The 20,548-nt window shown below is 65.8% G+C and carries 20 protein-coding genes, 1 tRNA gene, 1 other RNA gene and 1 riboswitch; of the genes, 6 read left to right on the top strand and 16 right to left on the bottom strand.

Features of this window, described 5'->3' with window-relative positions; all coding sequences use genetic code 11:
• Positions 1 to 53: 53 nt before the first annotated feature.
• The 3 genes from J2W68_RS05865 to dapB all read right to left on the bottom strand — a co-directional run bounded on the left by J2W68_RS05865 (position 54) and on the right by dapB (position 2,755).
• Positions 54 to 758: a hypothetical protein gene (locus tag J2W68_RS05865; RefSeq protein WP_310233578.1), complete on the bottom strand. Its 705-nt coding sequence runs from the start codon at positions 756 to 758 to the stop codon at positions 54 to 56.
• Entirely contained in the window at positions 755 to 1,879 is a 1,125-nt protein-coding gene (gene carA / locus J2W68_RS05860) for a glutamine-hydrolyzing carbamoyl-phosphate synthase small subunit (protein WP_310233577.1), read from the bottom strand. The genes J2W68_RS05865 and carA overlap by 4 nt, the downstream gene beginning before the upstream one ends.
• 150 nt (positions 1,880 to 2,029) lie before the next feature.
• Positions 2,030 to 2,755, bottom strand: coding sequence for a 4-hydroxy-tetrahydrodipicolinate reductase (gene dapB, locus J2W68_RS05855; protein ID WP_310233576.1), 726 nt, complete (start codon positions 2,753 to 2,755; stop codon positions 2,030 to 2,032).
• Positions 2,756 to 2,927: 172 nt separating this feature from the next.
• Here dapB and J2W68_RS05850 point away from each other — a divergent pair, with 172 nt between their 5' ends.
• Complete coding sequence (locus tag J2W68_RS05850) at positions 2,928 to 3,689, top strand: 3-oxoacyl-ACP reductase (protein WP_310233574.1); 762 nt, start codon at positions 2,928 to 2,930, stop codon at positions 3,687 to 3,689.
• 1,218 nt (positions 3,690 to 4,907) lie between these two features.
• Here J2W68_RS05850 and dnaJ read toward each other — a convergent pair.
• The 4 genes from dnaJ to hrcA all read right to left on the bottom strand — a co-directional run bounded on the left by dnaJ (position 4,908) and on the right by hrcA (position 9,852).
• A complete protein-coding gene (gene dnaJ / locus J2W68_RS05845; RefSeq protein ID WP_310233571.1) occupies positions 4,908 to 6,044 on the bottom strand; it encodes a molecular chaperone DnaJ in 1,137 nt (378 codons plus the stop codon).
• A 121-nt stretch (positions 6,045 to 6,165) separates the two neighbouring features.
• Entirely contained in the window at positions 6,166 to 8,082 is a 1,917-nt protein-coding gene (gene dnaK, locus J2W68_RS05840) for a molecular chaperone DnaK (protein WP_310233570.1), read from the bottom strand.
• Between the two features lie 134 nt (positions 8,083 to 8,216).
• Positions 8,217 to 8,747, bottom strand: a complete 531-nt coding sequence (grpE, locus tag J2W68_RS05835; protein ID WP_310233568.1) for a nucleotide exchange factor GrpE — start codon at positions 8,745 to 8,747, stop codon at positions 8,217 to 8,219.
• A gap of 64 nt (positions 8,748 to 8,811) precedes the next feature.
• The gene (gene hrcA / locus J2W68_RS05830) at positions 8,812 to 9,852 is read right to left on the bottom strand and encodes a heat-inducible transcriptional repressor HrcA (RefSeq protein ID WP_310233566.1); all 1,041 of its coding nucleotides are present in this window, start codon (positions 9,850 to 9,852) and stop codon (positions 8,812 to 8,814) included.
• Between the two features lie 146 nt (positions 9,853 to 9,998).
• Here hrcA and recN point away from each other — a divergent pair, with 146 nt between their 5' ends.
• The gene (recN, locus tag J2W68_RS05825; protein ID WP_310233564.1) at positions 9,999 to 11,666 is read left to right on the top strand and encodes a DNA repair protein RecN; all 1,668 of its coding nucleotides are present in this window, start codon (positions 9,999 to 10,001) and stop codon (positions 11,664 to 11,666) included.
• Positions 11,667 to 12,063: 397 nt separating this feature from the next.
• Here the strand turns inward: recN and fur are convergent, their stop codons facing one another.
• The gene (gene fur / locus J2W68_RS05820; protein ID WP_310233562.1) at positions 12,064 to 12,468 is read right to left on the bottom strand and encodes a ferric iron uptake transcriptional regulator; all 405 of its coding nucleotides are present in this window, start codon (positions 12,466 to 12,468) and stop codon (positions 12,064 to 12,066) included.
• A 119-nt stretch (positions 12,469 to 12,587) separates the two neighbouring features.
• Here fur and J2W68_RS05815 point away from each other — a divergent pair, with 119 nt between their 5' ends.
• Positions 12,588 to 12,974, top strand: a complete 387-nt coding sequence (locus J2W68_RS05815; protein WP_310233561.1) for an outer membrane protein assembly factor BamE — start codon at positions 12,588 to 12,590, stop codon at positions 12,972 to 12,974.
• Positions 12,975 to 12,995: 21 nt separating this feature from the next.
• Here the strand turns inward: J2W68_RS05815 and J2W68_RS05810 are convergent, their stop codons facing one another.
• Both J2W68_RS05810 and J2W68_RS05805 read right to left on the bottom strand, forming a co-directional pair.
• A complete protein-coding gene (locus J2W68_RS05810) occupies positions 12,996 to 13,274 on the bottom strand; it encodes an RnfH family protein (RefSeq protein WP_310233560.1) in 279 nt (92 codons plus the stop codon).
• Positions 13,271 to 13,705 (bottom strand): type II toxin-antitoxin system RatA family toxin, encoded by a 435-nt coding sequence (locus tag J2W68_RS05805; RefSeq protein ID WP_310233559.1) that lies wholly within the window; start codon positions 13,703 to 13,705, stop codon positions 13,271 to 13,273. Before J2W68_RS05805 ends, J2W68_RS05810 begins: the two co-directional genes overlap by 4 nt.
• A 38-nt stretch (positions 13,706 to 13,743) precedes the next feature.
• Here J2W68_RS05805 and smpB point away from each other — a divergent pair, with 38 nt between their 5' ends.
• Positions 13,744 to 14,244 carry an SsrA-binding protein SmpB gene (smpB, locus tag J2W68_RS05800; protein WP_232135454.1) on the top strand — a complete coding sequence of 167 codons (501 nt, stop codon included), beginning with the start codon at positions 13,744 to 13,746 and terminating at the stop codon, positions 14,242 to 14,244.
• 48 nt (positions 14,245 to 14,292) lie between these two features.
• Here smpB and J2W68_RS05795 read toward each other — a convergent pair whose 3' ends face one another.
• Together J2W68_RS05795 and ssrA are read right to left on the bottom strand one after the other, a co-directional pair.
• On the bottom strand, positions 14,293 to 16,497 hold the full coding sequence (locus tag J2W68_RS05795) for a CHASE domain-containing protein (RefSeq protein ID WP_310233556.1): 2,205 nt from the start codon (positions 16,495 to 16,497) through the stop codon (positions 14,293 to 14,295).
• A gap of 69 nt (positions 16,498 to 16,566) precedes the next feature.
• Positions 16,567 to 16,920: a transfer-messenger RNA gene (ssrA, locus tag J2W68_RS05790) on the bottom strand.
• A gap of 214 nt (positions 16,921 to 17,134) precedes the next feature.
• Positions 17,135 to 17,299, top strand: a riboswitch (yybP-ykoY riboswitch).
• Positions 17,300 to 17,316: 17 nt separating this feature from the next.
• Between ssrA and mntP the strand changes: the two genes are divergently transcribed.
• Positions 17,317 to 17,916, top strand: a complete 600-nt coding sequence (mntP, locus tag J2W68_RS05785; RefSeq protein ID WP_310233553.1) for a manganese efflux pump MntP — start codon at positions 17,317 to 17,319, stop codon at positions 17,914 to 17,916.
• A 74-nt stretch (positions 17,917 to 17,990) separates the two neighbouring features.
• Positions 17,991 to 18,488, top strand: coding sequence for a hypothetical protein (locus J2W68_RS05780; RefSeq protein WP_310233552.1), 498 nt, complete (start codon positions 17,991 to 17,993; stop codon positions 18,486 to 18,488).
• Positions 18,489 to 18,558: 70 nt separating this feature from the next.
• Here the strand turns inward: J2W68_RS05780 and J2W68_RS05775 are convergent, their stop codons facing one another.
• The 4 genes from J2W68_RS05775 to J2W68_RS05760 all read right to left on the bottom strand — a co-directional run bounded on the left by J2W68_RS05775 (position 18,559) and on the right by J2W68_RS05760 (position 20,460).
• Positions 18,559 to 18,807, bottom strand: a complete 249-nt coding sequence (locus tag J2W68_RS05775) for a hypothetical protein (RefSeq protein WP_310233550.1) — start codon at positions 18,805 to 18,807, stop codon at positions 18,559 to 18,561.
• 49 nt (positions 18,808 to 18,856) lie between these two features.
• Positions 18,857 to 19,090, bottom strand: coding sequence for a hypothetical protein (locus J2W68_RS05770; protein WP_310233548.1), 234 nt, complete (start codon positions 19,088 to 19,090; stop codon positions 18,857 to 18,859).
• Positions 19,091 to 19,275: 185 nt separating this feature from the next.
• Positions 19,276 to 19,365 (bottom strand) — tRNA-Ser (locus tag J2W68_RS05765).
• 93 nt (positions 19,366 to 19,458) lie between these two features.
• On the bottom strand, positions 19,459 to 20,460 hold the full coding sequence (locus tag J2W68_RS05760; RefSeq protein WP_310233546.1) for a LysR family transcriptional regulator: 1,002 nt from the start codon (positions 20,458 to 20,460) through the stop codon (positions 19,459 to 19,461).
• Positions 20,461 to 20,548 lie beyond the last annotated feature (88 nt).

Raw genomic sequence — 20,548 nt, 5'->3', positions numbered from 1 at the left:
GCGGCTGTCCGAGTCGGCTCCACAAGACTTGGAAATGGCGACGATGGGCGTGGTCACTTTTGAACCGCCTCGAGCTTCTTCGCAGCCGACGGCGTGTTGCCGCCGGACTGACCACCGAGCACGGACATCGAGATGTCGCAGGCCGTGAACGCATCACTGAGCATCGGAAGCAGAAACGTCGTGCCTACGGAATGGCCGAGTGCTTCGTTCCGGTCAATCCACGCGGTCAACGGAGGAAATCCCAACAACTCGCGTATGGGCCCGTACTGCGGATCACGGAGCAGGCGTTCCATTCCTTCGAAATGCTCGGGCGATACCTGCGCAAAAAACTCCTCTTCCGACGGGGCAGCGGCGCCCTGTGCCTCTGCCGTCAGACCTGACATCAGCATCTTCGAGAACAGGCGGGCACCATCGGTGTCGAGCAACCGCATGTCTTCCTGCATACGGGCACCGTAAATGCGCGCGTAGTTCCGCACCCGCGCCTGCACCTGGCGCTCGGCCTGCGCAGGCGTCATCTCGCGGCGCACGCAGGCCAACTGGTTCGCATCGACCATGCCCGGGCTGTCCTGGAACGGCCACCGCGGATCCATGCTGGCGATGGTGTCGAGCAGCAGTCCAAGCGGCAGGACGCCGCTGACGAGTTCACCCATCCGCTCGACCGCGGCTTCGTCGACATCGTCCTGGGCGCGCACGGCCCCACTGGCGAAGGGAAGCACCGCAACAAGCAGGGCAGACAGCAGAAGATGCGGCCGGATCAAGAAGCGCGCCCCATCAACGCCACGAACCGGTCGAACAGCGGCGCCACATCGTGCGGGCCGGGGCTCGCCTCAGGATGCCCCTGGAACGAAAACGCGGGCGCATCCGTGAGCTCGATGCCCTGGTTGGTGCCATCGAACAGCGAACGATGCGTCACGCGCACGTTGGCCGGCAGCGAGGCCTCGTCGACGGCGAAGCCGTGATTCTGCGAGGTGATCAGCACCTTGCCCGAGTCCAGATCCTGCACCGGGTGGTTCGCACCGTGGTGGCCATGCGGCATCTTCAGCGTCTTCGCGCCGGCGGCGAGCGCCAGCAGCTGGTGGCCGAGGCAGATGCCGAAGGTCGGCATCTTCTTCTCGATCAACACCCGGATCGCGTCGATCGCGTAATCGCAGGGCGCCGGATCGCCCGGGCCGTTGGACAGGAACACACCGTCGGGCTCGAGCGCGAGCACATCGGCGACAGGCGTCTGCGCCGGCACCACCGTCAACTCGCAACCGCGCTCGGCGAGCATGCGCAGGATATTGGTCTTCACGCCGTAGTCGTAGGCCACGACCTTGAACTTGGCAGGCGCGGTGACGAAGGCGTTGCTGTCGAGATCGAGCTGACCATCGGTCCAGCCGTAGTGCCCGGTGGTACTGACGACCTTCGCCAGATCCATGCCCTTCAGGCCCGGGAACTTGCGCGCGGCCTCCAGTGCCTGCTCGACATTCACCTCGCCCGCCATCACCGCACCGTTCATCGATCCGCGGTCGCGCAGCAGGCGCGTCAGCTTGCGGGTGTCGATCTCGGAAATCGCGACGATGCCGCGCGCGCGCAGCCATTCGGGGAGCGACACCTGGCTGCGCCAGCTGCTCGGGCGGCGTGGCACGTTACGCACGATCAGGCCTGCCGACCAGATCTTCGACGCTTCGTCGTCCTGGTCGGTGCAGCCGGTGTTGCCGATATGCGGATAGGTCAGCGTCACCAGCTGGCGCGCGTACGAGGGATCGCTCAGCACTTCCTGGTAGCCGGTCATCGCGGTGTTGAACACCACTTCGCCGACGGAAAGCCCGGGGGCGCCCACGGAAACGCCCTCGAATACGGTGCCGTCTTCAAGGACGAGGATTGCGGAATCTGTCACGAGGTCTTCGCCTACGTCAGGTTGCAGGAAACCGCCAGAGCGGTGGAAACCGGTCCGGAGGTTTGGGGTTCAGGCGAGCGAGAATTGTACCGATGCACCCCGCCCCGCGCCAGCGATGTGACGGATGCGTTCATTGGTGCACCGCTCAGATCAGGCGACGGCAGTACCCAACAGGTCCGCGATGGCGTATCGACGCGGCGATCGGCCGGCCAGGCGCGCCGCCACGTGCAGCGCGCCGCTGGCGAAGATGTCGCGGTTCGTCGCCCGATGCACCAGTTCGATGCGCTCGCCATGGCTGGTGAACTGCACCAGATGCTCACCGACGATGTCGCCGGCGCGGATCGATGCGTAGTGCGGGGTCAGGCCCTGCCCGGCCGCGGCTTCGCCCAGCGTCAGCGCGGTGCCGGATGGCGCGTCGAGCTTGCGCGTGTGGTGCGACTCGACAATGTCGCAATCCCAGCCGGGAAGCACCGCGGCTGCTCGCGCGACCAGATCCTGCAGCACCGCGACGCCGAGACTGAAGTTCGAGGCCCAGACGACCGGAATCTTCGCGGCTGCGGCATCAAGCGCGACGCGTTGGGTGTCGTCGAGGCCAGTCGTGCCCGATACCAGCCCCGCGCCACGCTTGATGCACAGCGCGAGCAGCGGATCGAAACCGCCCGGCAGGCTGAAATCGATGGCGACATCGAAGGTGGGCGCGCCTCCGAGCTCCGAGGCACCGAAGTACGGCACGCCGTCGATCACCCGCTGCTTCGGTGCCCGACCCGAGACCGCAGCGACGATGTGCAGATCCTCGCGTCCCGCCGCCAGCCGCAACAGCGCCTGGCCCATTCGACCGGACGCGCCATGCACGAGGATGCGTGGTCGTGCGCTCATGCCTGCGGCGCCGTTGAACGGACACGGGGCGCGCGATTCGGAATGACGGGCGGAGCAGGATGCAGTCGAAAGGTGTTCATGCCCGCATTCTAGCGGCGCGTCGGTCGACGGAAAGCGGTCGCGTCAGGATCGGCCGACGGTACGCTGGCAGGCCCTCATACCGAGACCCGCCATGCAGCTGTCCGAACAGATTGTCCTCGTCACCGGCGCCGGCCGCGGCCTCGGTCGCGAGATCGCCCTCGCCTTCGCCCGCGAAGGCGCACGCGTCGTCGTCAACTACCGTCGCAGCCGCGAGGCTGCCGAAGCGCTGGTTGCGCAGACCGGCGATCGTGCAATCGCGCTCCAGGCCGATGTCACCGACCGCGTCCAGATCGATGCGCTTTACGCCCAGGCGCGCGCGCACTTCGGCGCCGACATCACCACCGTCGTCAACAATGCGCTGGTCGATTTCGCATTCGACGGAGACGCACGCGCGAAGGCCGACACAATCGATTGGCCCGCATTTGCTGCGCAGTTCGAAGGCAGTGTGCGCGGCGCGCTGCACACCGTGCAGGCCGCACTGCCGGGCATGCGTGCGCAGCGTTTCGGCCGCGTGATCAATATCGGGACCAACCTGTTCCAGAACCCGGTGGTGCCCTATCACGACTACACCGCCGCGAAGGCCGCGTTGCTGTCGCTGACCCGCACCCTCGCCGGCGATCTCGGCCCGGACGGCATCACCGTCAACATGCTGTCCGGTGGACTGCTGCGCACGACGGATGCAAGCGCCGCGACGCCCGAGGCGGTCTTCGACTACATCGCCGCCAGTACGCCGCTGCGCACCGTGACCACGCCGGCCGAGTTCGCCGATGCGGTGCTGTTCTTCGCCTCGCCCTGGTCGCGCGCGGTGACCGGGCAGAACCTCGTCGTCGATGGCGGGCTCGTCCGCGACTGAGTGTTCCATCCGCGTCGATGCCGAGACAGCGATCGGTGCACCATCGCTGCGCGGCCGGCGCATGCTGCGCGTGTCAAGCGGCATGTCGAGGCGACTGCGACGCATTGGCCAAAGTATGATCAGTGCTTTGGCCCCGCACCGCAGGCGGTTTTTCGCCGCTTGTCCACAGACTTGTCAGCAAATCATCCACACGCGCTGTGGATGACGGACGCGCTAGACGGTCATCCAGCACCGGTCAAGCGCAGCCGCAGCGCCTACGCGTCCTGACAACGACACCGGTCACGGGCCCAACCGCCAGACAGCCGATGTGCGTGCGCGGGTCAAGTCTTGGGTTTGCGTACGCCCGAACGACTGGCAAAAAAACGCCAGCGAATCCATGAGTGGTGATGGCGCGGCGCGTGGGGCTTATCCACAACTTCATCGTCGGTGGATCCACATGCATTGTGGAGAACTCCGTCATTACTTGATGCGAGCGACCGGGTCAATCGCTGGTCAGACCCGAGGCCGTGCGCATCACGCGGATCCGAGCCCGGTTGCAGGCCGACAGCACGGGCTGACCCGCGCTGGCCAGCACTGGCAGCGCGAAGAAGTGCGAGCGGGCTCGCCTGTCATGGCGAGCAGCCGAAGGACTCGACAGATTGGGGGGCGCTCGCGTCGGGCCAAGCGGCCGTTTCTCGACACGATGACGCGCGGCGGCTGCGGTGTGGCTGCATACGACCTGCATCGATACGCGCGCAGGTCAAGTGTGGGATGAAGTCGTGAGTGTCGCGATGACCACAAAATCGCCACGGTTTGCAGCCCCTGATACGACGCCGTTCCACACGCTTATCCACACCTTGACCCACAGACCATCCACACCGCCTGTGGACAGCGTGGCGGCTATGCATATCTGGGGGCCGCGTCAAGCACTTTTCCGCGTTTTCGCCCCCGCAACCGCGTCACGGCGGGCATCGTGCAGACCGTCCATCGTCTGAGCATTGTGTGTCCCGCATCACGTTGGCGACAGCGTGACCAGTGCACACGCCCCCTGCACGAACACGGACTTGGAATGCTTATCCACAGGTTTGTCGACAGTTGATCCACACCCTCTGTGGATGAACGCGTTGGCCGCGCGACGGGGCCGGACCATGCCTCGCCGCCCCGACGCATCGCATCGAGCACCGCAAACGACAACGCCCGGCGCTGGGCCGGGCGTGTCGATCGAACAGATGTGCGCCTTCAGGACGTCATGCGATCCCAGAAACCCTTGACCCCGTCAATGAAGGTGCTCGACTTGGGCGAGTGCCTGTGCGCGTTCTCACGGGTAAAGGTGGTCTCGAACTGCGCCAGCAGTTCACGCTGTTCCTTGGTCAGATTGACCGGTGTCTCGACGACCACCTTGCAGTAGAGGTCACCCGGGCCGCGGCTGCGTACCGACTTGACGCCCTTGTCGCGCAGGCGGAAGACCTTGCCGGTCTGGGTCTCGGCCGGCACCCGGATCTCGGCTTCGCCGCCGAGGGTAGGCACACGGATGATGTCACCCAGCGCAGCCTGCGAAATGCGCACCGGCACTTCGCAGTGCAGGTCGTCGCCGTCACGCTCGAAGATCGCGTGCGGACGCACGCGCACCTCGACGTAGAGATCGCCGGACGGTGAGCCCGCCGGACCGGCCTCGCCCTCGCCCGCAAGCCGGATGCGGTCACCGGTGTCGACGCCCGCAGGCACCTTCACCGACAACACCTTCTCTTCCTCGACGCGTCCGGCGCCGTGGCAGGTCTTGCAGGGGTTGGCGATGATCTGGCCCTGACCGCCGCAATGCGGACATGCCTGCTGCATCGTGAAGATGCCGCGCTGCATGCGCACTTGGCCGCGGCCGGCGCAGGTCGAACAGGTTTCGCGCTTGCCGTCTTCCGAGCCACTGCCATCGCAATCATCACAACCGGCGAGCGTCGGCAACTCGACACGCTTCTCGACACCGGCCACCGCATCCTCGAGGTCGAGTTCCATCACGTAGCCGATGTCGGCGCCGCGACGCGGGCCCCCACGACCACCGCCACCTCCGAAGATGTTGCCGAAGATGTCGCCGAAGATGTCGCCCATGTCGGCGCCCCCGCCGAAACCAGGCCCGGCGTTGCTGCCGCCCATGCCGTGCTGGAATGCGGCATGGCCATGCTGGTCGTACATACGACGCTTGCCGCCGTCCGACAGCACCTCGTAGGCCTCCTTGCACTCCTTGAACGCGGCCTCGGCGCTGGCGTCGCCGGGGTTGCGATCCGGATGATGCTTCATCGCGCAGCGGCGATAGGCCTTCTTCAGTTCGTATTCGGTGGCCGTGCGCGTGACGCCCAGCACTTCGTAGTAATCGCGTTTGCTCATACGGCAGTGATTCGTGATTGGTGATTGGTGATTCGGAAAAGCGCGTCGAGTCCGCGATGACGTGCGAAAGAAACGGAGCCTGCGCTCCGCTTCTTCCAATCACGCATCAAGAATCCACCAATTACGCCTTCTTCTCGTCGTCCTTGACCTCGGTGAACTCGGCGTCCACCACGTCATCGGACTTCGGCGCATCGGCGCCTGGCGCAGCGTCGGCCTGGCCGGCGGCACCGGCGGCGGCGAAGAGCTGCTGCGCCACTTCCTCCAGCGCCTTCGACTTCGCTTCGATCTGACCCTTGTCGTCGCCCTTCATAGCGGTTTCCACTTCGGCGATCGCGCCTTCCGCGCGGCCGATCAGGTCGCCCGGAAGCTTGTCGCCGTTGTCCTTGATCGCGCTGCGGGTGGAGTGCACCAGCGCGTCGGCCTGGTTGCGCGCGCCGACGAGCTCCTGGAACTTCCTGTCGTCATCGCGATGCGCTTCGGCATCGGCGACCATCCGGGCGATCTCGTCGTCCGACAGGCCCGAACCGGCCTTGATCTCGACCTTCTGTTCCTTGTTGGTCTTCTTGTCCTTGGCGGACACATGCAGGATGCCGTTGGCATCGATGTCGAAAGACACCTCCACCTGCGGCATGCCGCGCGGCGCGGCGTCGATGCCGGTCAGGTCGAAACGGGCCAGAGACTTGTTGAAACGGGCCTGCTCGCGCTCGCCCTGCAACACATGCACGGTCACGGCCGACTGGTTGTCGTCGGCGGTGGAGAACGTCTGCGAGGCCTTGGTCGGAATCGTGGTGTTCTTCTCGATGATCTTGGTGAACACACCGCCCAGGGTCTCGATGCCGAGGCTCAGCGGGGTCACGTCGAGCAGCAGCACGTCCTTGACGTCACCGGCCAGCACGCCGCCCTGCACCGCCGCGCCGATCGCGACCGCCTCATCGGGGTTGACGTCCTTGCGCGGCTCCTTGCCAAAGAACTCCGCGACCGCCGCCTGCACCTTGGGCATGCGGGTCTGGCCACCGACGAGGATCACCTCGTTGATATCGGACGCGCGCAGGCCGGCATCGTTGAGCGCAGTGCGGCACGGCTCGATCGTCCGGCGCACCAGCTCCTCGACCAGCGACTCGAGCTTGGCGCGGGTGAGCTTGATGTTGAGGTGCTTCGGACCCGAGGCGTCTGCGGTGACGTACGGCAGGTTGACTTCGGTCTGCTGCGAGGAGGACAGCTCGATCTTCGCGCGCTCAGCCGCGTCCTTCAGACGCTGCAGGGCCAACGGATCCTTGCGCAGGTCGATGCCCTGGTCCTTGTTGAACTCCTCGACCAGGTAATCGATGACGCGTGCGTCGAAGTCTTCACCGCCGAGGAAGGTGTCGCCATTGGTGGCCAGCACTTCGAACTGCTTCTCGCCGTCGACTTCCGCGATCTCGATGATCGACACGTCGAAGGTACCGCCGCCGAGGTCGTAAACGGCAATCTTGCGGTCGCCGCCGGACTTGTCGAGGCCGTAGGCCAGCGCGGCCGCGGTCGGCTCGTTGATGATGCGCTTCACATCCAGGCCCGCGATCTTGCCCGCGTCCTTGGTCGCCTGGCGCTGGCTGTCGTTGAAGTACGCCGGGACGGTGATGACCGCCTCGGTGACCTTCTCGCCCAGATAATCCTCGGCGGTCTTCTTCATCTTCTCCAGAATGCGCGCGGAGACTTCCTGCGCCGACAGCTTCTTGCCGTCGCTGGTCGATACCCAGGCGTCGCCGTTGTCGTGCTCGAGAATCTTGTACGGCACCAGGCCGATGTCCTTCTGGACTTCGCCGTCGGTGAACTTGCGGCCGATCAGGCGCTTGACCGCGAAGAAGGTGTTGTGCGGGTTGGTCACCGCCTGGCGCTTGGCCGACGCGCCGACCAGCACCTCGCCGTCCTTGGTGTAGGCGACGATCGACGGCGTGGTGCGATCGCCCTCGCTGTTCTCGATGACCTTGGCCTTGCCGCCGTCCATGATCGCGACGCAGGAGTTCGTCGTGCCCAGGTCGATGCCGATGATCTTTGCCATTGCGGTGCTTCCTCTAGAAGATATGTGTCTGGGGGACGGCCGACGCCGTCGATGACCGTGATCTGGGGACACGCAACACAGCGTTCAAGCGGTGTGGCGTATCGGAATTGCGTCCGGGCGAGGCCCGGCGAGCGTCAGTCGGCCTTGGCGACGACGACCATGGCCGGCCGCAGCAGGCGCTCATTGAGCAGATAGCCCTTCTGGAACACCTGGGCCACCGCGCCCGGCGGCACGCCCGGCACCTCGACGATGCTCATCGCCTGGTGATGCTCGGGGTTGAAGGGGTCACCCGGTGCCGGCGCCAACGTGGCCAGACCGTTCGACTCGGTCGCGCGGGTCAGTTCGCGCAGGGTCAATTCGACGCCGCTGCGCAGCGGGTCGGTCTCGGAAGCATTGGCCAGACCGGCCTCCAGGGCATCGAACACGGGCACAAGCGCGGCCAGCAGGCGTTCGTTGGCGAAGCGGCGGGCGCTGTCGACCTCGCGGGCCAGGCGCTTGCGCTGGTTCTCGAGATCGGCGCGCTCCAGCAGGACCTGCGCGCGAAGCTGCTCGAGCTCGGCGCTTAGAAGTTCCACCTGCTCGGCGAGCTGCTGCTCGACCGAAACCTCGGCGGCCTCGTCTTCAGGAAGGTTCGGGGTCTGGGCATCGTGTTGGGGCTGGGTCATGTCCGGTTCCGGGGCGGGCGTCTGGCCGCCGACGGCACCAGCTATGGGGCCGTGTCCCCGCGATTCAAGGCTCGGGATGCAGCGCGGCGCCGAGCACACTCGCAGTCGCCTGCACCACTGGAATCACCCGCTCGTAGGCCATGCGCGTCGGCCCGATCACGCCCAGCACCCCCAGCGTGCGGCCTCCGACGCCGTAAGGCGCGGTGACCAGCGACATGCCTTCCAGCGGCGCCAGCCCCGTTTCCTCTCCGATGAAGATCCGCACGCCCGGCGCACGGATCGTGCGTTCGAGCAGCTGCAGGATCTCGCGCTTGCGGGCAAATGCGTCAAAGAGCTCGCGCAGGCGGTCGAGATCGGACAGGTCCTGCACTCCGATCAGACGGTTCTGGCCGGCCAGCAGCATGTCGTCGTCGCCGGGCACCAGTGCCTGTTCGGCCAGTTCCATCGTCTGCGACAGCAAGGCCTCCATCTCGTCGCGGGCGTGGCGCAGTTCCTCGACAAGTGCGGCGCGGATGTCTCCCAACGGGCGCCCGGCGAACTGCTGGTTGAGATAGTTGGCCACGCGTTCCAGCTCCGAGCTCTCGAAGCTGCGCCGGGTCTGGATGATGCGGTTCTGCACCTCGTGGTCGGCGAAGACGATGATCGCCATGACCCGCTGGCCGTCGAGCGGCACGAAGTCGATATGCCGGAACGCCAGCTGCTCACGTCGCGGCACCGACACCACACCGACGAAATGCGTCATCGCCGACACCAGCTCCGAGGCGCTGCCCAGCAGCGACTGCTGCCCGCCGCCGCCCAGTTCGCCGCGCAGACGCTCCATCTCCTGCGCGCGCAGCGGCTTGACCTGCAGCAGCGAGTCGACGAACACGCGATAGCCCTGCGCGGTCGGCACCCGGCCCGCCGAGGTGTGCGGCGAGGCCAGCAGGCCGGCTTCTTCCAGATCGGAGAGGATGTTGCGGATCGTCGCGGCACTGACATCGAGACCCGCATGGCGGGCTAGGGTCTGCGAGCCGACCGGGCCGCCGTCCTGGATATGCCGCGCGATCAGCGTACGCAGCAGCTGTCTGGCGCGCGGATCGAGCGGATGACGGGGATCGGACGACATGCGGGCGGTATACGGTGCGCCTACCTGTGATGCAAGCGCCACGTTCGCTTGCCGTGAGACGGGCGCACGTTATCTAGCGCATCGTCGAACGCCAATCCATACGCCGATCTACTCGCCCGCAGCCCGCCAAGGCACAATCCGCACCCATGCTGACCCATCTCGCCATCCGCAATTTCGCCGTCGCCAGCCAGTCGGATCTGGAGTTCGGCGCCGGCCTGACCGTCATCTCTGGCGAAACCGGCGCCGGCAAATCGCTGCTGGTCGACGCGCTGGGCTTCCTGTCGGGCCAGCGCGCCGACAGCGGGATCGTGCGCCATGGCGCCGAACGCGCCGAACTGCACGCCGAATTCGCCCTCGACGACGCCGCGTCCGCGTTGCGCTGGCTGCGCGAACACGAACTCGACGACGGAGACACCTGCCAGCTGCGCCGCACCTTGCGCGCGGACGGCGGCTCTCGCGCCTGGATCAACGGCCGACCGGCGACGATCACCCAGCTTGGCGATCTGGCCGGGCATCTGGTCGAGATCCACGGTCAACACGAGCACCAGGCCCTGCTCGCCCGCGGCAGCCAGCTCGCACTGCTGGATGCGCAGGCAGGCAACGGCACGTTGCTCGCCGAGGTGCGCGGCACTGCGCAGGCCTGGCGCGCGCTGCACGACGAGCGCGATGCACTGGTGGGGATCGGCGACGTGGCCGAGCGGCGCGACTGGTTGCGCCACCAGCTCGACGAACTCGAAGGCGAATCGCTCGCCGCCGACGCGGTGGCCGACCTCTTCGCCAGCCATCGCCGGCAGGCGAACGCGGCCGGCCTGATCCAGACCTGCGATGCGGCGCTCGAGCGCATGCGCGGCGACGACGCGCTGGGACTTCCGCAAGCGCTGCAGTCGCTGCGCCACGACCTGGCGCGGATGCGCAGCCACGAACCGCGGCTGGGCGAGGTCGACGCGATGCTCGACGCCGCTGCGATCCAACTCGACGAGGCCACGCTGCTGCTCGGCCAGATCCGCGACGATCTCGATATCGATCCCGAACAACTCGAGACGCTGGAGCAGCGTCTCGGCCGCCTGCACGAGCTTGCCCGCAAGCATCGGGTGACGCCGGAGGAACTGATCGACGTACAGACGCGCCTGGCCGGAGAACTCGACCAGCTCGACGGCGCCGGCGAACGTCTCAAGCAGCTCGACGGCGAGATCGAAGCCGCGATGGGCCGCTGGCGTACCGCCGCCGATCGCCTCGGCGCGGCACGCCGCAAGGCGGCCAAGGCGCTGTCGAGCGCAACCACTGCGCTGATCCATGAGCTCGGCATGGGCGGCGGTGTGTTCGAGGTGGCGATCGAACCTGTCGAGACGTCCCGGCCCGATCCGCAGGGCGCCGAGCGCGTGGAATTCATGGTGTCGGCCAACGCCGGCCAGCCACCGCGCCCGCTGCGCAAGGTTGCGTCGGGCGGCGAACTGTCACGCATCTCGCTGGCGATCGAAGTCGCTGCGCTGGGCCACGACGCGGTGCCGACAATGGTGTTCGACGAAGTGGATTCCGGCATCGGCGGCGCGGTCGCCGATATCGTCGGCCGCAAGCTGCGCGCACTGGGCGAGAGCCGTCAGGTGCTGTGCGTGACCCATCTGCCGCAGGTGGCTTCGAAGGGCCACACCCATTACCGCGTGCACAAATCCAGCACCGAAGGGGCGACCGAGAGCCGGGTCAGCCGCCTCGATACCAGTGAGCGCACTGAAGAGCTCGCGCGCATGCTCGGCGGCGTGGATGTCAGCAAGGAAGCACGTGCAGCGGCCCGCAAGCTGCTGCAGGGCATGGTCTGAGCCTGCGGACAGCCGCGTGGCCCGCTGCGCCTGCGGTCAGTTCAGCATCGAAGTCTCTGGCGCGCCGCTTCGCGTCGGCATCTGCAACTGCCTGGATTGCCAGCGCCGGACGGGCAGCGCGTTCGGCGTGCAGGCGCGGTTTCCACGCGCGCCCAGACGCACGCATGGCAGGCAAAGCGAATCAATCCGCGTCGCAGTCGACGGTGTTCCGCATAGTGGACGCAGAGCCGGACCTGATCGGGGTGCCTGCCGGAGCTTTCGCCGAGCCCGGATTCTCCGCGCCAAGCTTTCGTAATATGAAGACCGCATGCACGCCTGGCTGAAACTCACCGGAGCCAAGCAGCACACGCACTGACCACCGCGCTCGCGCCTAGCACTGCGGCCGGCTTCGGAAGCGTCAGCGCTTCTTGCGGACGTACAGCACCAGCGAGTGCTCTTCGAGGATGTAGCCGTACTGTTCGGCGATCTGCCGCTGCAGCTCTTCGATCTCGGCGCTCTCGAACTCGATGATCTTGCCGCTGTCCACGTCGACCATGTGGTCGTGATGGCCGCCGCGGTCGAGTTCATAGACGGCGTGACCGCCTTCGAAGTTGTGCTTGAGCACGAGGCCGGCGGCCTCGAATTGGGTCAACACACGGTAGACGGTGGCCAGACCGATCTCGTCGCCCTGCTCCAGCAACTGGCGATAGATGGCTTCGGCGGTCAGGTGCTGGCGCGGCGTGCGCTGCTCGAGCAGTTGCAGGATCCGCATCCGCGGATGGGTGACTTTCAGTCCGGCCTTGCGCAGGTCGAGCGATTCCATGGTGTCTCCGAATACAGGCAGGCATGCCACTGGGGGTTGAACGCCAGCTGCCTGGATCGCGGTTGCGGCGTGACGCGCAGTGTATCATCGGCCCGTCATTCCAGGCCGTCACCCACGACATGCACAAGCTTCTTCTCGTTCCGGTTCTCGCCCTCGCCACCAGCGGTTGCGGCCTGCTGTACAAGCAGCCGATCTACCAGGGCAACCTGATCGATGGTTCCTCGGTCGAGCAGTTGCAGGTCGGCATGGGCAAGGCGCAGGTCGAGGCACTGCTGGGGACGCCGTCGATCTCCGACCCCTTCCACCACCAGCGCTGGGACTACACCGCGTCGCAGCGCGTGGACCGCCGTGGTCGCACCGAGGTCAAGAATTTCACCGTGTTCTTCGAGAACGATCAGCTCGCACGCTGGGAAGGCGAATACTTCCCGAAGCGCGACGAAGAACTGGCTGCGGAGATGCGCAAGTTCGGCAACCTGCCGCGCGAAAAGGGCAACCAGCGCCGCTGATCCACTTGTTGGCCTGACGTTTCAGGTTTCGCCGCGGCTCGCCGCAGCGCGGCGGCGGCGAGCATCCTTCGGATCGATCTGCAGCGCCTCCAGCAGTTCCAGCCGGTCGCCCTCGCGCAGCACTGCCGCGGGCTGCACCCGCACACCGAATACTGCATACCCGGCAACCGCCTCGAGCGTGGTCGGCGCGGTCTGTCGCATCGCTTCGACCGCATCGGCGACGGTCGCTGCGTCATCCAACTGCAGCGTCCATTCGTCGTGACGTCCGGGCCAGGCCCGGACCACCCGCACCGCTTTCACGCAGCTGTCTCGTATTCGGCGACCCGCACGAAATCGTCGACCATGCGGTCGGCGAGACCTTTGAAGCCGATGGTGAGCGCCGGCAGCATCAGGCGGCTCTTGGGTTCGAATTCCATCAGCAGCGTGACCTTGCAGGCGCCGTCACCGAGCGCGGCGAAGCTCCAACGGCCATGCAGGGACTTGAATGGGCCGTCGCGCAGCTGCATGTCAATGGCGTCGGGCGGCGAGAGCGTGTTCTCGGTCGTGAACCACGTCCGCAGGGCGCCAAGACCCAGATCCAGACGCGCGACCATGCGCGATTCGGTTGCCTCCTGGATCTCCGCGGCATCGCACCAGGCGAAGCGGCGGGGATAGGCGGCGACATCGTTGACCAGCGCGTACATGCGCTCGGCGGGCTGCCCGACGAGGGCACTACGTTCAATCTTGGGCATGACTCGCCTGGGGGACCTGCTTCAGGGACAATGGACGGATGAGCAAGAAAAGCGGCAAGGACAAGGATAAGGCAAACAGCACCGGCACCATCGCGCTGAACAAGCGCGCGCGCCACGAGTACTACTTCGAAGACCGCTTCGAAGCAGGTCTGGCGCTGCAGGGCTGGGAGCTGAAGGCGATCCGCGCAGGCCGCGCGATCATCGGCGAAAGCTATGCGATGGTGCTGAACAACGAGTTGTTCCTGATCGGTGCGCAGATCACACCGCTCAGCCAGGCCTCGTCGCACGTGATCGCCGATCCGCATCGCACGCGCAAGCTGCTGCTGCACCGGCGCGAGATCGACACACTGATCGGCCGCGTGCAGCGCGACGGCTACACCGTGGTGCCTACTTCGCTGTACTGGAAAGGCAACAAGGTCAAGGCCGAGGTCGTGCTGGCGAAGGGCAAGCAGAGCCACGACAAGCGTGACGTCGCGCGTGATCGGGACTGGGCCCGAGACAAGCAGCGCGCGATGCGCGCGCACAACAAGAACGCCTGACGCCGTACCTGACGACACATTGCGTCGTCCGGTGCGAGCGATGCACCCTCAGCGGCGCTGCGCCACCAGGGCCAGCGTGAAGCGGAACGTCGCACCGCCATCGGGACGGCCGATCGCATCGATCGTGCCGCCATGGCGCTCGACGATGCGGCGCACCGAGGCCAGGCCCACGCCATGGCCCTTGAACTCGTCATCACGGTGCAGGCGCTGGAACGGCCGGAACAGCTTGCCGGCGTACTCGGCATTGAACCCTGCCCCGTTGTCGGCGACGTAGAACACCTCACCCGGCTCGACACCGAACTCGATCGTCGCGCGTGCCGTGTTGGCGGTGAACTTCCATGCATTGCCGAGCAGATTTTCGAGCAGGTTGCGCACCAGCGCGGGATCGCCCTCCGCACGCAGCCCGGGCGCGACCCGCACGGCGACATCACGACCCGGATCGGTCTGGCGCAGTTCGGACAGCACATCGCTGGCCATACGACTGAGGTCGAGCGGCGCGCGCTTGAACTCGCCTCGGCTGATCCGTGACATCTTCAGCAGCGCGTCGATCAGTTCGTCCATGCGCGCGGCGGCATTGCGCACCCGCGCAAGGTAATCCTGCCCCTGCGCATCAATGACTGCGTGATAACGCTCAGCGAGAATCCGGCCGAATCCGTCGATGCTGCGCAGCGGTGCACGCAGATCGTGCGAGACGATGTAGGCGAACGATTCGAGTTCGTGGTTGGCCTGGGTGAGCTCGCGCGTGCGCCGCTCGACGCGGGACTCGAGCGTCCGGTTGAGGGCATGTACCTGCGCTTCCGCGCGCAGACGTTCGGTCACGTCATCGACCTGCACCAGCCGCGCGACATCACTGCCATCGTCACCGGGCATCAGGGTCGAAGCGAGATGCACTTCGCGGAGATCGCCGTCGTGACGACGCAGACGGCGCGTGCTGCGGTGCACTCCCTCCCGCAGAGCTTCCATCTCGCGCGTGCGCGACACATCGTCGTGCCCGTCTGCGAAGTAGCCGCTGAACAACGTTCCGGTCAGTGCTGCCTGACTGACCCCCGCGATTTCCGCCATCGCCGGGTTGCTTTCGAGAATCGCGCCGTTGCGGTCGAGCAGCACCATGCCGATCGCCGAGTACTGCATGGCATTGCGAAAACGTTGTTCGCTGCGGCGGTAGGAATCGCTCAGCCGATGCGCGAGCGTCTCGGCGCGCGACTGGGTCTGCGCCAGCGTCATGACCATGGCAAACAGCAGGAGCGAGGCCACAACGCCGGTAATGAGGGTGGCCTGCAGTTCGCGCATGCCCGCCGACGTCAACGGGCCGATGTGCTGGAAGTCGTAGCGCCAGCTGCGGCCGTAGAGTTGCTGGGTCACGGTATGCAGCACACCCGCGCCTTCCGCCGTATCGCCATCGACCCAGTCATCTGATGCAAGCACTGGAATCTCGGCGCCGCCGGTGACATCGACGATCCGGAACGCCAGATTGTGCTCGACCGGAATCATCGACCGGTCGATGAACTCTGCAGTCCGGAACGGCGCATAGACCCAGCCGACCAGCGCGTTTCTGCGCCCGACCTGCGACGCCGGCAGACGCGCGGTGCGATACACCGCCGCAAACAGCAACACGCCCGCCTGTCCGTCTCGGCCCTGCTGCCGCAGGCGCACCGGTGCGCTGAACCGGACCTCGCCGCTGTCGCGGGCGGCGTCCATCGCTGCGCGACGCGTCGGATCGCTGTACTGGTCGTAGCCGATCGCAAGCCGGCTGGAGTCGATCTCTGGCTCGAAGTACAGAATTGCGCCGTAATGGGGGCGTACGCCGCGCGGCGTCAGCGTGAACAGGCCGTCGCCGGCTGCACGCTGGCGCAACTGCAATTCGGCCAACGACTTCGGATCGAGATACGCGACATATCCCAGGCCCATCATGCCGGGCAGCTGTCGGCGGACATCGAGACCGTCGACATAGCCGCGCCACTGTCTCGCAGTCGGCGTCTCCACGGCTGCGCTGTGCAAAGCCACGCCGCCACGCAGGCTGAGTTCGTATTGCAACAGACGCTGGCGGACCGCTTCCGCAAGCCGGTCGGCATCGGCGATGAAGCTCGCCTCGGCGAGCCGACGCTCGCGCTCGCTTGCACCGCGCGCATAGAGCGCGACCAGCAACAGCGACCCGAGCAGCACCAGACCCGCCAGCACATGACTGCGGCGAAGCCCCCAGCGGAACGGGTGACGTGTCGAGGGTTTGCGGGTGTGCGGCTGGGCTGCGGCCATCACGACAGCATAACGAGCCGGGCCGGATCGACCAAAAAAACCGGGCCCGAAGGCCCGGTTTTCAACAAATGGTGGAGGTGGCGGGAATCGAACCCGCGTCCGAAGGCACTCCATCCCCGGTACTACATGCTTAGCGCACCGTTAGATCTCGTCCTGTGGCAGCACGGTGTGCGAAGCGCACCCCAGGACCAGCCTGCTTTGGTTAAGCCGTGACTGACAGGCAGCCATCACAGCCGGTTCCGTGATAATGACCCTACATCTACGAGCACGGGCACAAGTAGGTTCGGGGCTTACGCCTTAAGCGGCGAGAGCGTAGTTGTCGTCGTTGGCAACTAAAAGTTTGCTACTGGATTAACGAGGAAAGTCGCCCCCTCGGCATGCACCAGGCAATTTCGCAACCCCCGTCGAAGCCTGGGCACCCCCGGGAGTCAGAAGTCGCTCTGACCCGAGCAGTATAGGGCCGATGCGGCGTATCTCAAGCGAGATGGCCGGGGCACGCACTCGCGGTTCACCAGACGACGCGTGTGTTCTGGGTTCTACCTCCTGCGTCACTAAACAACCGAGGCCGACAGCGGCCCGCGATCATGTCATCGGCTATACGTGTGCGTTGCCAGGAACGCGCTGCTAGCATGCGCGTCCCCTTGGGGAGTAGCCGGCTTCCGTATCGCGGAAGCGCCTGCATCAACACACTCGATCCTCTCGATCGTGGTGCAGGCAACCAGTCCAGGTTGGCGAGACCAGCGGTGTACCGGCGCAACAGTGGTTGGGCGCGCCGGTGTGCTGTGCATGGTCCATGCCCGACCCGAAGCAGTGTTACGCATGTCCCTACTATCGATCTTCCTGATCGGCTTCGCCATGTCCACAGATGCATTCGCTGCCGCCATCGGCAAAGGCGCGGCGATGCAACGCCCGCGCCTGACCGAGGCATTGCGCGCGGGCGCGATCTTCGGTGTCATCGAGGGGGTCACGCCGGTGATCGGCTGGGCACTCGGCCTCGCTGCGGCGGCGTATGTGACCGCTTGGGACCACTGGATCGCGTTCGTGCTGCTCGGCATTCTCGGCACGCGCATGGTCGTCGCAGGATTCAGGCGCGACGCACCTGAAGACGCTGGCGACGGCGCCGAAGGACGCCCGCACGGGTTCTGGAATCTCGCCGCGACCGGGTTTGCGACCAGCGTCGACGCGATGGCGGTCGGCGTGGGGCTGGCATTTCTCGAAGTCAATATCCTGCTGGTCGCGAGCGTTATCGGCATCTGCACGTTCGCCATGGTCACCAGCGGCATCATGCTCGGCCGCGCCCTCGGCGCGATCGTCGGCAAGCGTGCGGAAATCGTCGGCGGGCTGATCCTCATCGTGATCGGCAGCGTCATCCTCTACGAGCATCTGTCGGGCAAGGGCGGCGGCATCGGTATCGGCTGAACCCAAACGAGGTTCACGGTCGCCTGACAGACGCTGAATGAAGCTTGCCCAGCCAACCCGGCATGGAGCAGCCCATGAAAGTCCGTCGCGTCTACAGCACGTTTTCCCTGCCCGCCGCCGAGGCAGCCGTTCGAGGTGTCCGCGAAGCTGGGATCACCGAAGAGGACATCTCGCTCGTCGCGCGCGGCGATATTGAGCTCGACACGGTACCCGAGCACCAGAAAGAGGCACCGACCGATTTCAAGCATGCAGCCGTCCGGGGCGCCGGGATCGGGGGCGCGACAGGGCTGCTCGCAGGATTGGTCGCCGTTGCGGTGCCGCCGCTGGGCCTGACATTGGCCGGTGTCGCCCTGACGACGCTCGGTGGCGCTGCTGTCGGCACCTGGGCATCGTCGCTGGTCGGCGCGTCCCTGCCCGACCCAATCCGCCAGAAGTTCGAGAGCGAGATCGAAGCGGGACGCGTGCTGGTGGTCATCGATGGCGAAGGCGAGACGCTGGCGCGTGCCGAAGCTGCATTGCGCGATGCAGGCGCGACCCATCTGCCTTACGAAGATCCATCCGCCTTAAGCTGACGCGCGGATCAGGCGCTCGACGGGCTCTCAGAAACGCTTGCCCGTCCGGAAGCCGGGACCCTTGTCACGCTCACGCCGTCTCGCACGCCGCGCGCGCGATATGCTGACGCGCATTATCGACCCACACCACCGGCGCCTTGTCGGGCCGCAAAATCACCACGGCTTGGGCGAACCCGACATCGCCGCCGAATCCATCCTCCGAATTGACCTCCATGCAGACGATCTCGCCACCCTGCAGGGTTCGCTCATGGCGGAACTCGGCAGTCGATGGATTTCTCAGAAGGTCGAGCACAAGCGCGCGTGCGAGCAGGAATTCCATGTTCGCCTCCACTGCCATGGGTTCTGGTGAGGCTGTCATTCGAACCTGATCACGGGCTGCGGCTCGCAGGTGCGTGCCCTGCGTAGCGGGCGACGTGACAGCCCGGCTTTCCCTGGTGGTTCACGTCAGGTGCTGATGTTGGCTGCGCCGGCATTCCGGCCAGCGCTACTGCAGACACCACGTACGCCAAATCGCCAACCTCTTCGCCATGCCGCCTCTCGTTCCAGACTGCGCCGGCAGCGAGCGCGACCATCAAAACGAGCCCGAGAAACAACAGTTTCATGCGCTTTAATCGTGCTTCCCGAACTGCAGGTCGTTCTGATGGCATTCCGTTCCAGACGCAATATCGGATGCACTTGGCGCTGTTCCTCGACTTCGCGCCGCCCGGCAACATGGACTGAGCGCGCGCGCCACGTAGCGGCTTTCGCGGCGCGGTACTCGAGATCGAACACGGGATTGGAACTGGATTGGCGGAGAGAGTGGGATTCGAACCCACGGAAGGTTTGACCCTTCGGCGGTTTTCAAGACCGCTGCCTTAAACCACTCGGCCATCTCTCCGATGTGTCCCTGCCCACCATTCAGGCCGCCGGGCCGGCGAAACCAACTACCGCTTGGCGAGCCAACCGCTGCGTGTACGCGCAGTGTGGCGAGTCACGCCATTGTCGCACGCACTGCGGCGGTGGAGATACGCGGCGGCGGTACGGCGCCGGGCATCGGCTTCTTCTCGCAGTTGCGGCAGTCGAGGCTCGACGCCTCGATCAGCGGCGGCAGTTTTTCGGCCAGGAAGTCGATAAACACACGCACTGCCGGAAGCAGTCCGCGGCGCGAGGCAAACACGGCGTGGGCGATGCCCTGGGGCAGATGCCAGTCAGGCAGCACGACTTCGAGCTCGCCGTTGCGCACAGCTTCAGCGCACAGCGTCTCGGGCAGCATCGTGATGCCCAGACCCTGTTTGGCCAGCGCCATCAGCATCGGGAAATCGAAGCCCGCAACGCGTGGTTTGAGCTCGATGCGGCGTGTGGTGCCGTCGTTGGCCTGCAGGTCCCAGCGCTGCTTCACTTCGTCCTCGCCCATGCTCATCGTCGTGTGCTGGTCGAGTTCGTCCGGGTCCTTCGGACGGCCCATGCGGTCGAGGTAGCCCGGGCTTGCAACCAGCAGTTCCTGGATCTGGCCAAAGCTGCGCATCACCAGACTGCCGTCGTCGTCGAGCTTGGAGCGCACGCGCACCGCGACATCGAAGCCTTCGTTGATGACATCGACACGGCGGTTGCTGACGTGCAGTTGCACGCGCACCTGCGGATAGCGCGCGAGGAACTCGGGCAGCATCTTGGGAATGGACTGCTGGGCGATGCTCACCGGCACGCTGACACGTACCAGGCCGCGCGGCTCGGCGCTGAGGCGATCGACGACCTCGCGTGCAGCCGTGGCCTCGGCCAGCATCGACTGTGCATGGCGGAATACGCTCTGGCCGACATCGGTGACCGCGAAGCGGCGCGTCGAGCGTTGCAGCAGACGCACACCCAGCTCGGTTTCCAGCTGGCTGATACGACGGCTCAGGCGCGACTTCGGAATGCCGAGGGCACGCTCGGCAGCGGCGAAACCGCCGTGCTCGACCACCATCGCGAAGTAATAGAGATCATTGAGATCCTGCATGGGGCAGCCTCGCTATCGGAACAATGCGCGGTATCTCAGCACCTTTATCCTAATTTTGCAACAGACGCCACCTATCACTGCCATTCGT

It is taken from the genome of Luteimonas terrae (assembly GCF_031457535.1).
GTDB classification, from domain to species: Bacteria; Pseudomonadota; Gammaproteobacteria; order Xanthomonadales; family Xanthomonadaceae; genus Luteimonas; species Luteimonas terrae_A.
The sequence above is the reverse complement of the archived record's forward strand: the minus strand, read 5'-3'. Positions and strand labels throughout refer to the sequence as shown.

Excerpts from the sequence above, each read along its gene's own strand:
- mntP (WP_310233553.1), top strand. The coding sequence starts at position 17,317 with ATGTCCCTACTATCGATCTTCCTGATCGGCTTCGCCATGTCCACAGAT.
- J2W68_RS05775 (WP_310233550.1), bottom strand. The coding sequence starts at position 18,807 with ATGGAATTCCTGCTCGCACGCGCGCTTGTGCTCGACCTTCTGAGAAAT.
- J2W68_RS05805 (WP_310233559.1), bottom strand. The coding sequence starts at position 13,705 with ATGCCCAAGATTGAACGTAGTGCCCTCGTCGGGCAGCCCGCCGAGCGC.
- dapB (WP_310233576.1), bottom strand. The coding sequence starts at position 2,755 with ATGAGCGCACGACCACGCATCCTCGTGCATGGCGCGTCCGGTCGAATG.
- hrcA (WP_310233566.1), bottom strand. The coding sequence starts at position 9,852 with ATGTCGTCCGATCCCCGTCATCCGCTCGATCCGCGCGCCAGACAGCTG.
- J2W68_RS05850 (WP_310233574.1), top strand. The coding sequence starts at position 2,928 with ATGCAGCTGTCCGAACAGATTGTCCTCGTCACCGGCGCCGGCCGCGGC.
- J2W68_RS05770 (WP_310233548.1), bottom strand. The coding sequence starts at position 19,090 with ATGAAACTGTTGTTTCTCGGGCTCGTTTTGATGGTCGCGCTCGCTGCC.
- grpE (WP_310233568.1), bottom strand. The coding sequence starts at position 8,747 with ATGACCCAGCCCCAACACGATGCCCAGACCCCGAACCTTCCTGAAGAC.
- smpB (WP_232135454.1), top strand. The coding sequence starts at position 13,744 with ATGAGCAAGAAAAGCGGCAAGGACAAGGATAAGGCAAACAGCACCGGC.
- dnaJ (WP_310233571.1), bottom strand. The coding sequence starts at position 6,044 with ATGAGCAAACGCGATTACTACGAAGTGCTGGGCGTCACGCGCACGGCC.
- J2W68_RS05780 (WP_310233552.1), top strand. The coding sequence starts at position 17,991 with ATGAAAGTCCGTCGCGTCTACAGCACGTTTTCCCTGCCCGCCGCCGAG.
- J2W68_RS05815 (WP_310233561.1), top strand. The coding sequence starts at position 12,588 with ATGCACAAGCTTCTTCTCGTTCCGGTTCTCGCCCTCGCCACCAGCGGT.
- recN (WP_310233564.1), top strand. The coding sequence starts at position 9,999 with ATGCTGACCCATCTCGCCATCCGCAATTTCGCCGTCGCCAGCCAGTCG.
- J2W68_RS05760 (WP_310233546.1), bottom strand. The coding sequence starts at position 20,460 with ATGCAGGATCTCAATGATCTCTATTACTTCGCGATGGTGGTCGAGCAC.
- J2W68_RS05795 (WP_310233556.1), bottom strand. The coding sequence starts at position 16,497 with ATGGCCGCAGCCCAGCCGCACACCCGCAAACCCTCGACACGTCACCCG.
- fur (WP_310233562.1), bottom strand. The coding sequence starts at position 12,468 with ATGGAATCGCTCGACCTGCGCAAGGCCGGACTGAAAGTCACCCATCCG.
- dnaK (WP_310233570.1), bottom strand. The coding sequence starts at position 8,082 with ATGGCAAAGATCATCGGCATCGACCTGGGCACGACGAACTCCTGCGTC.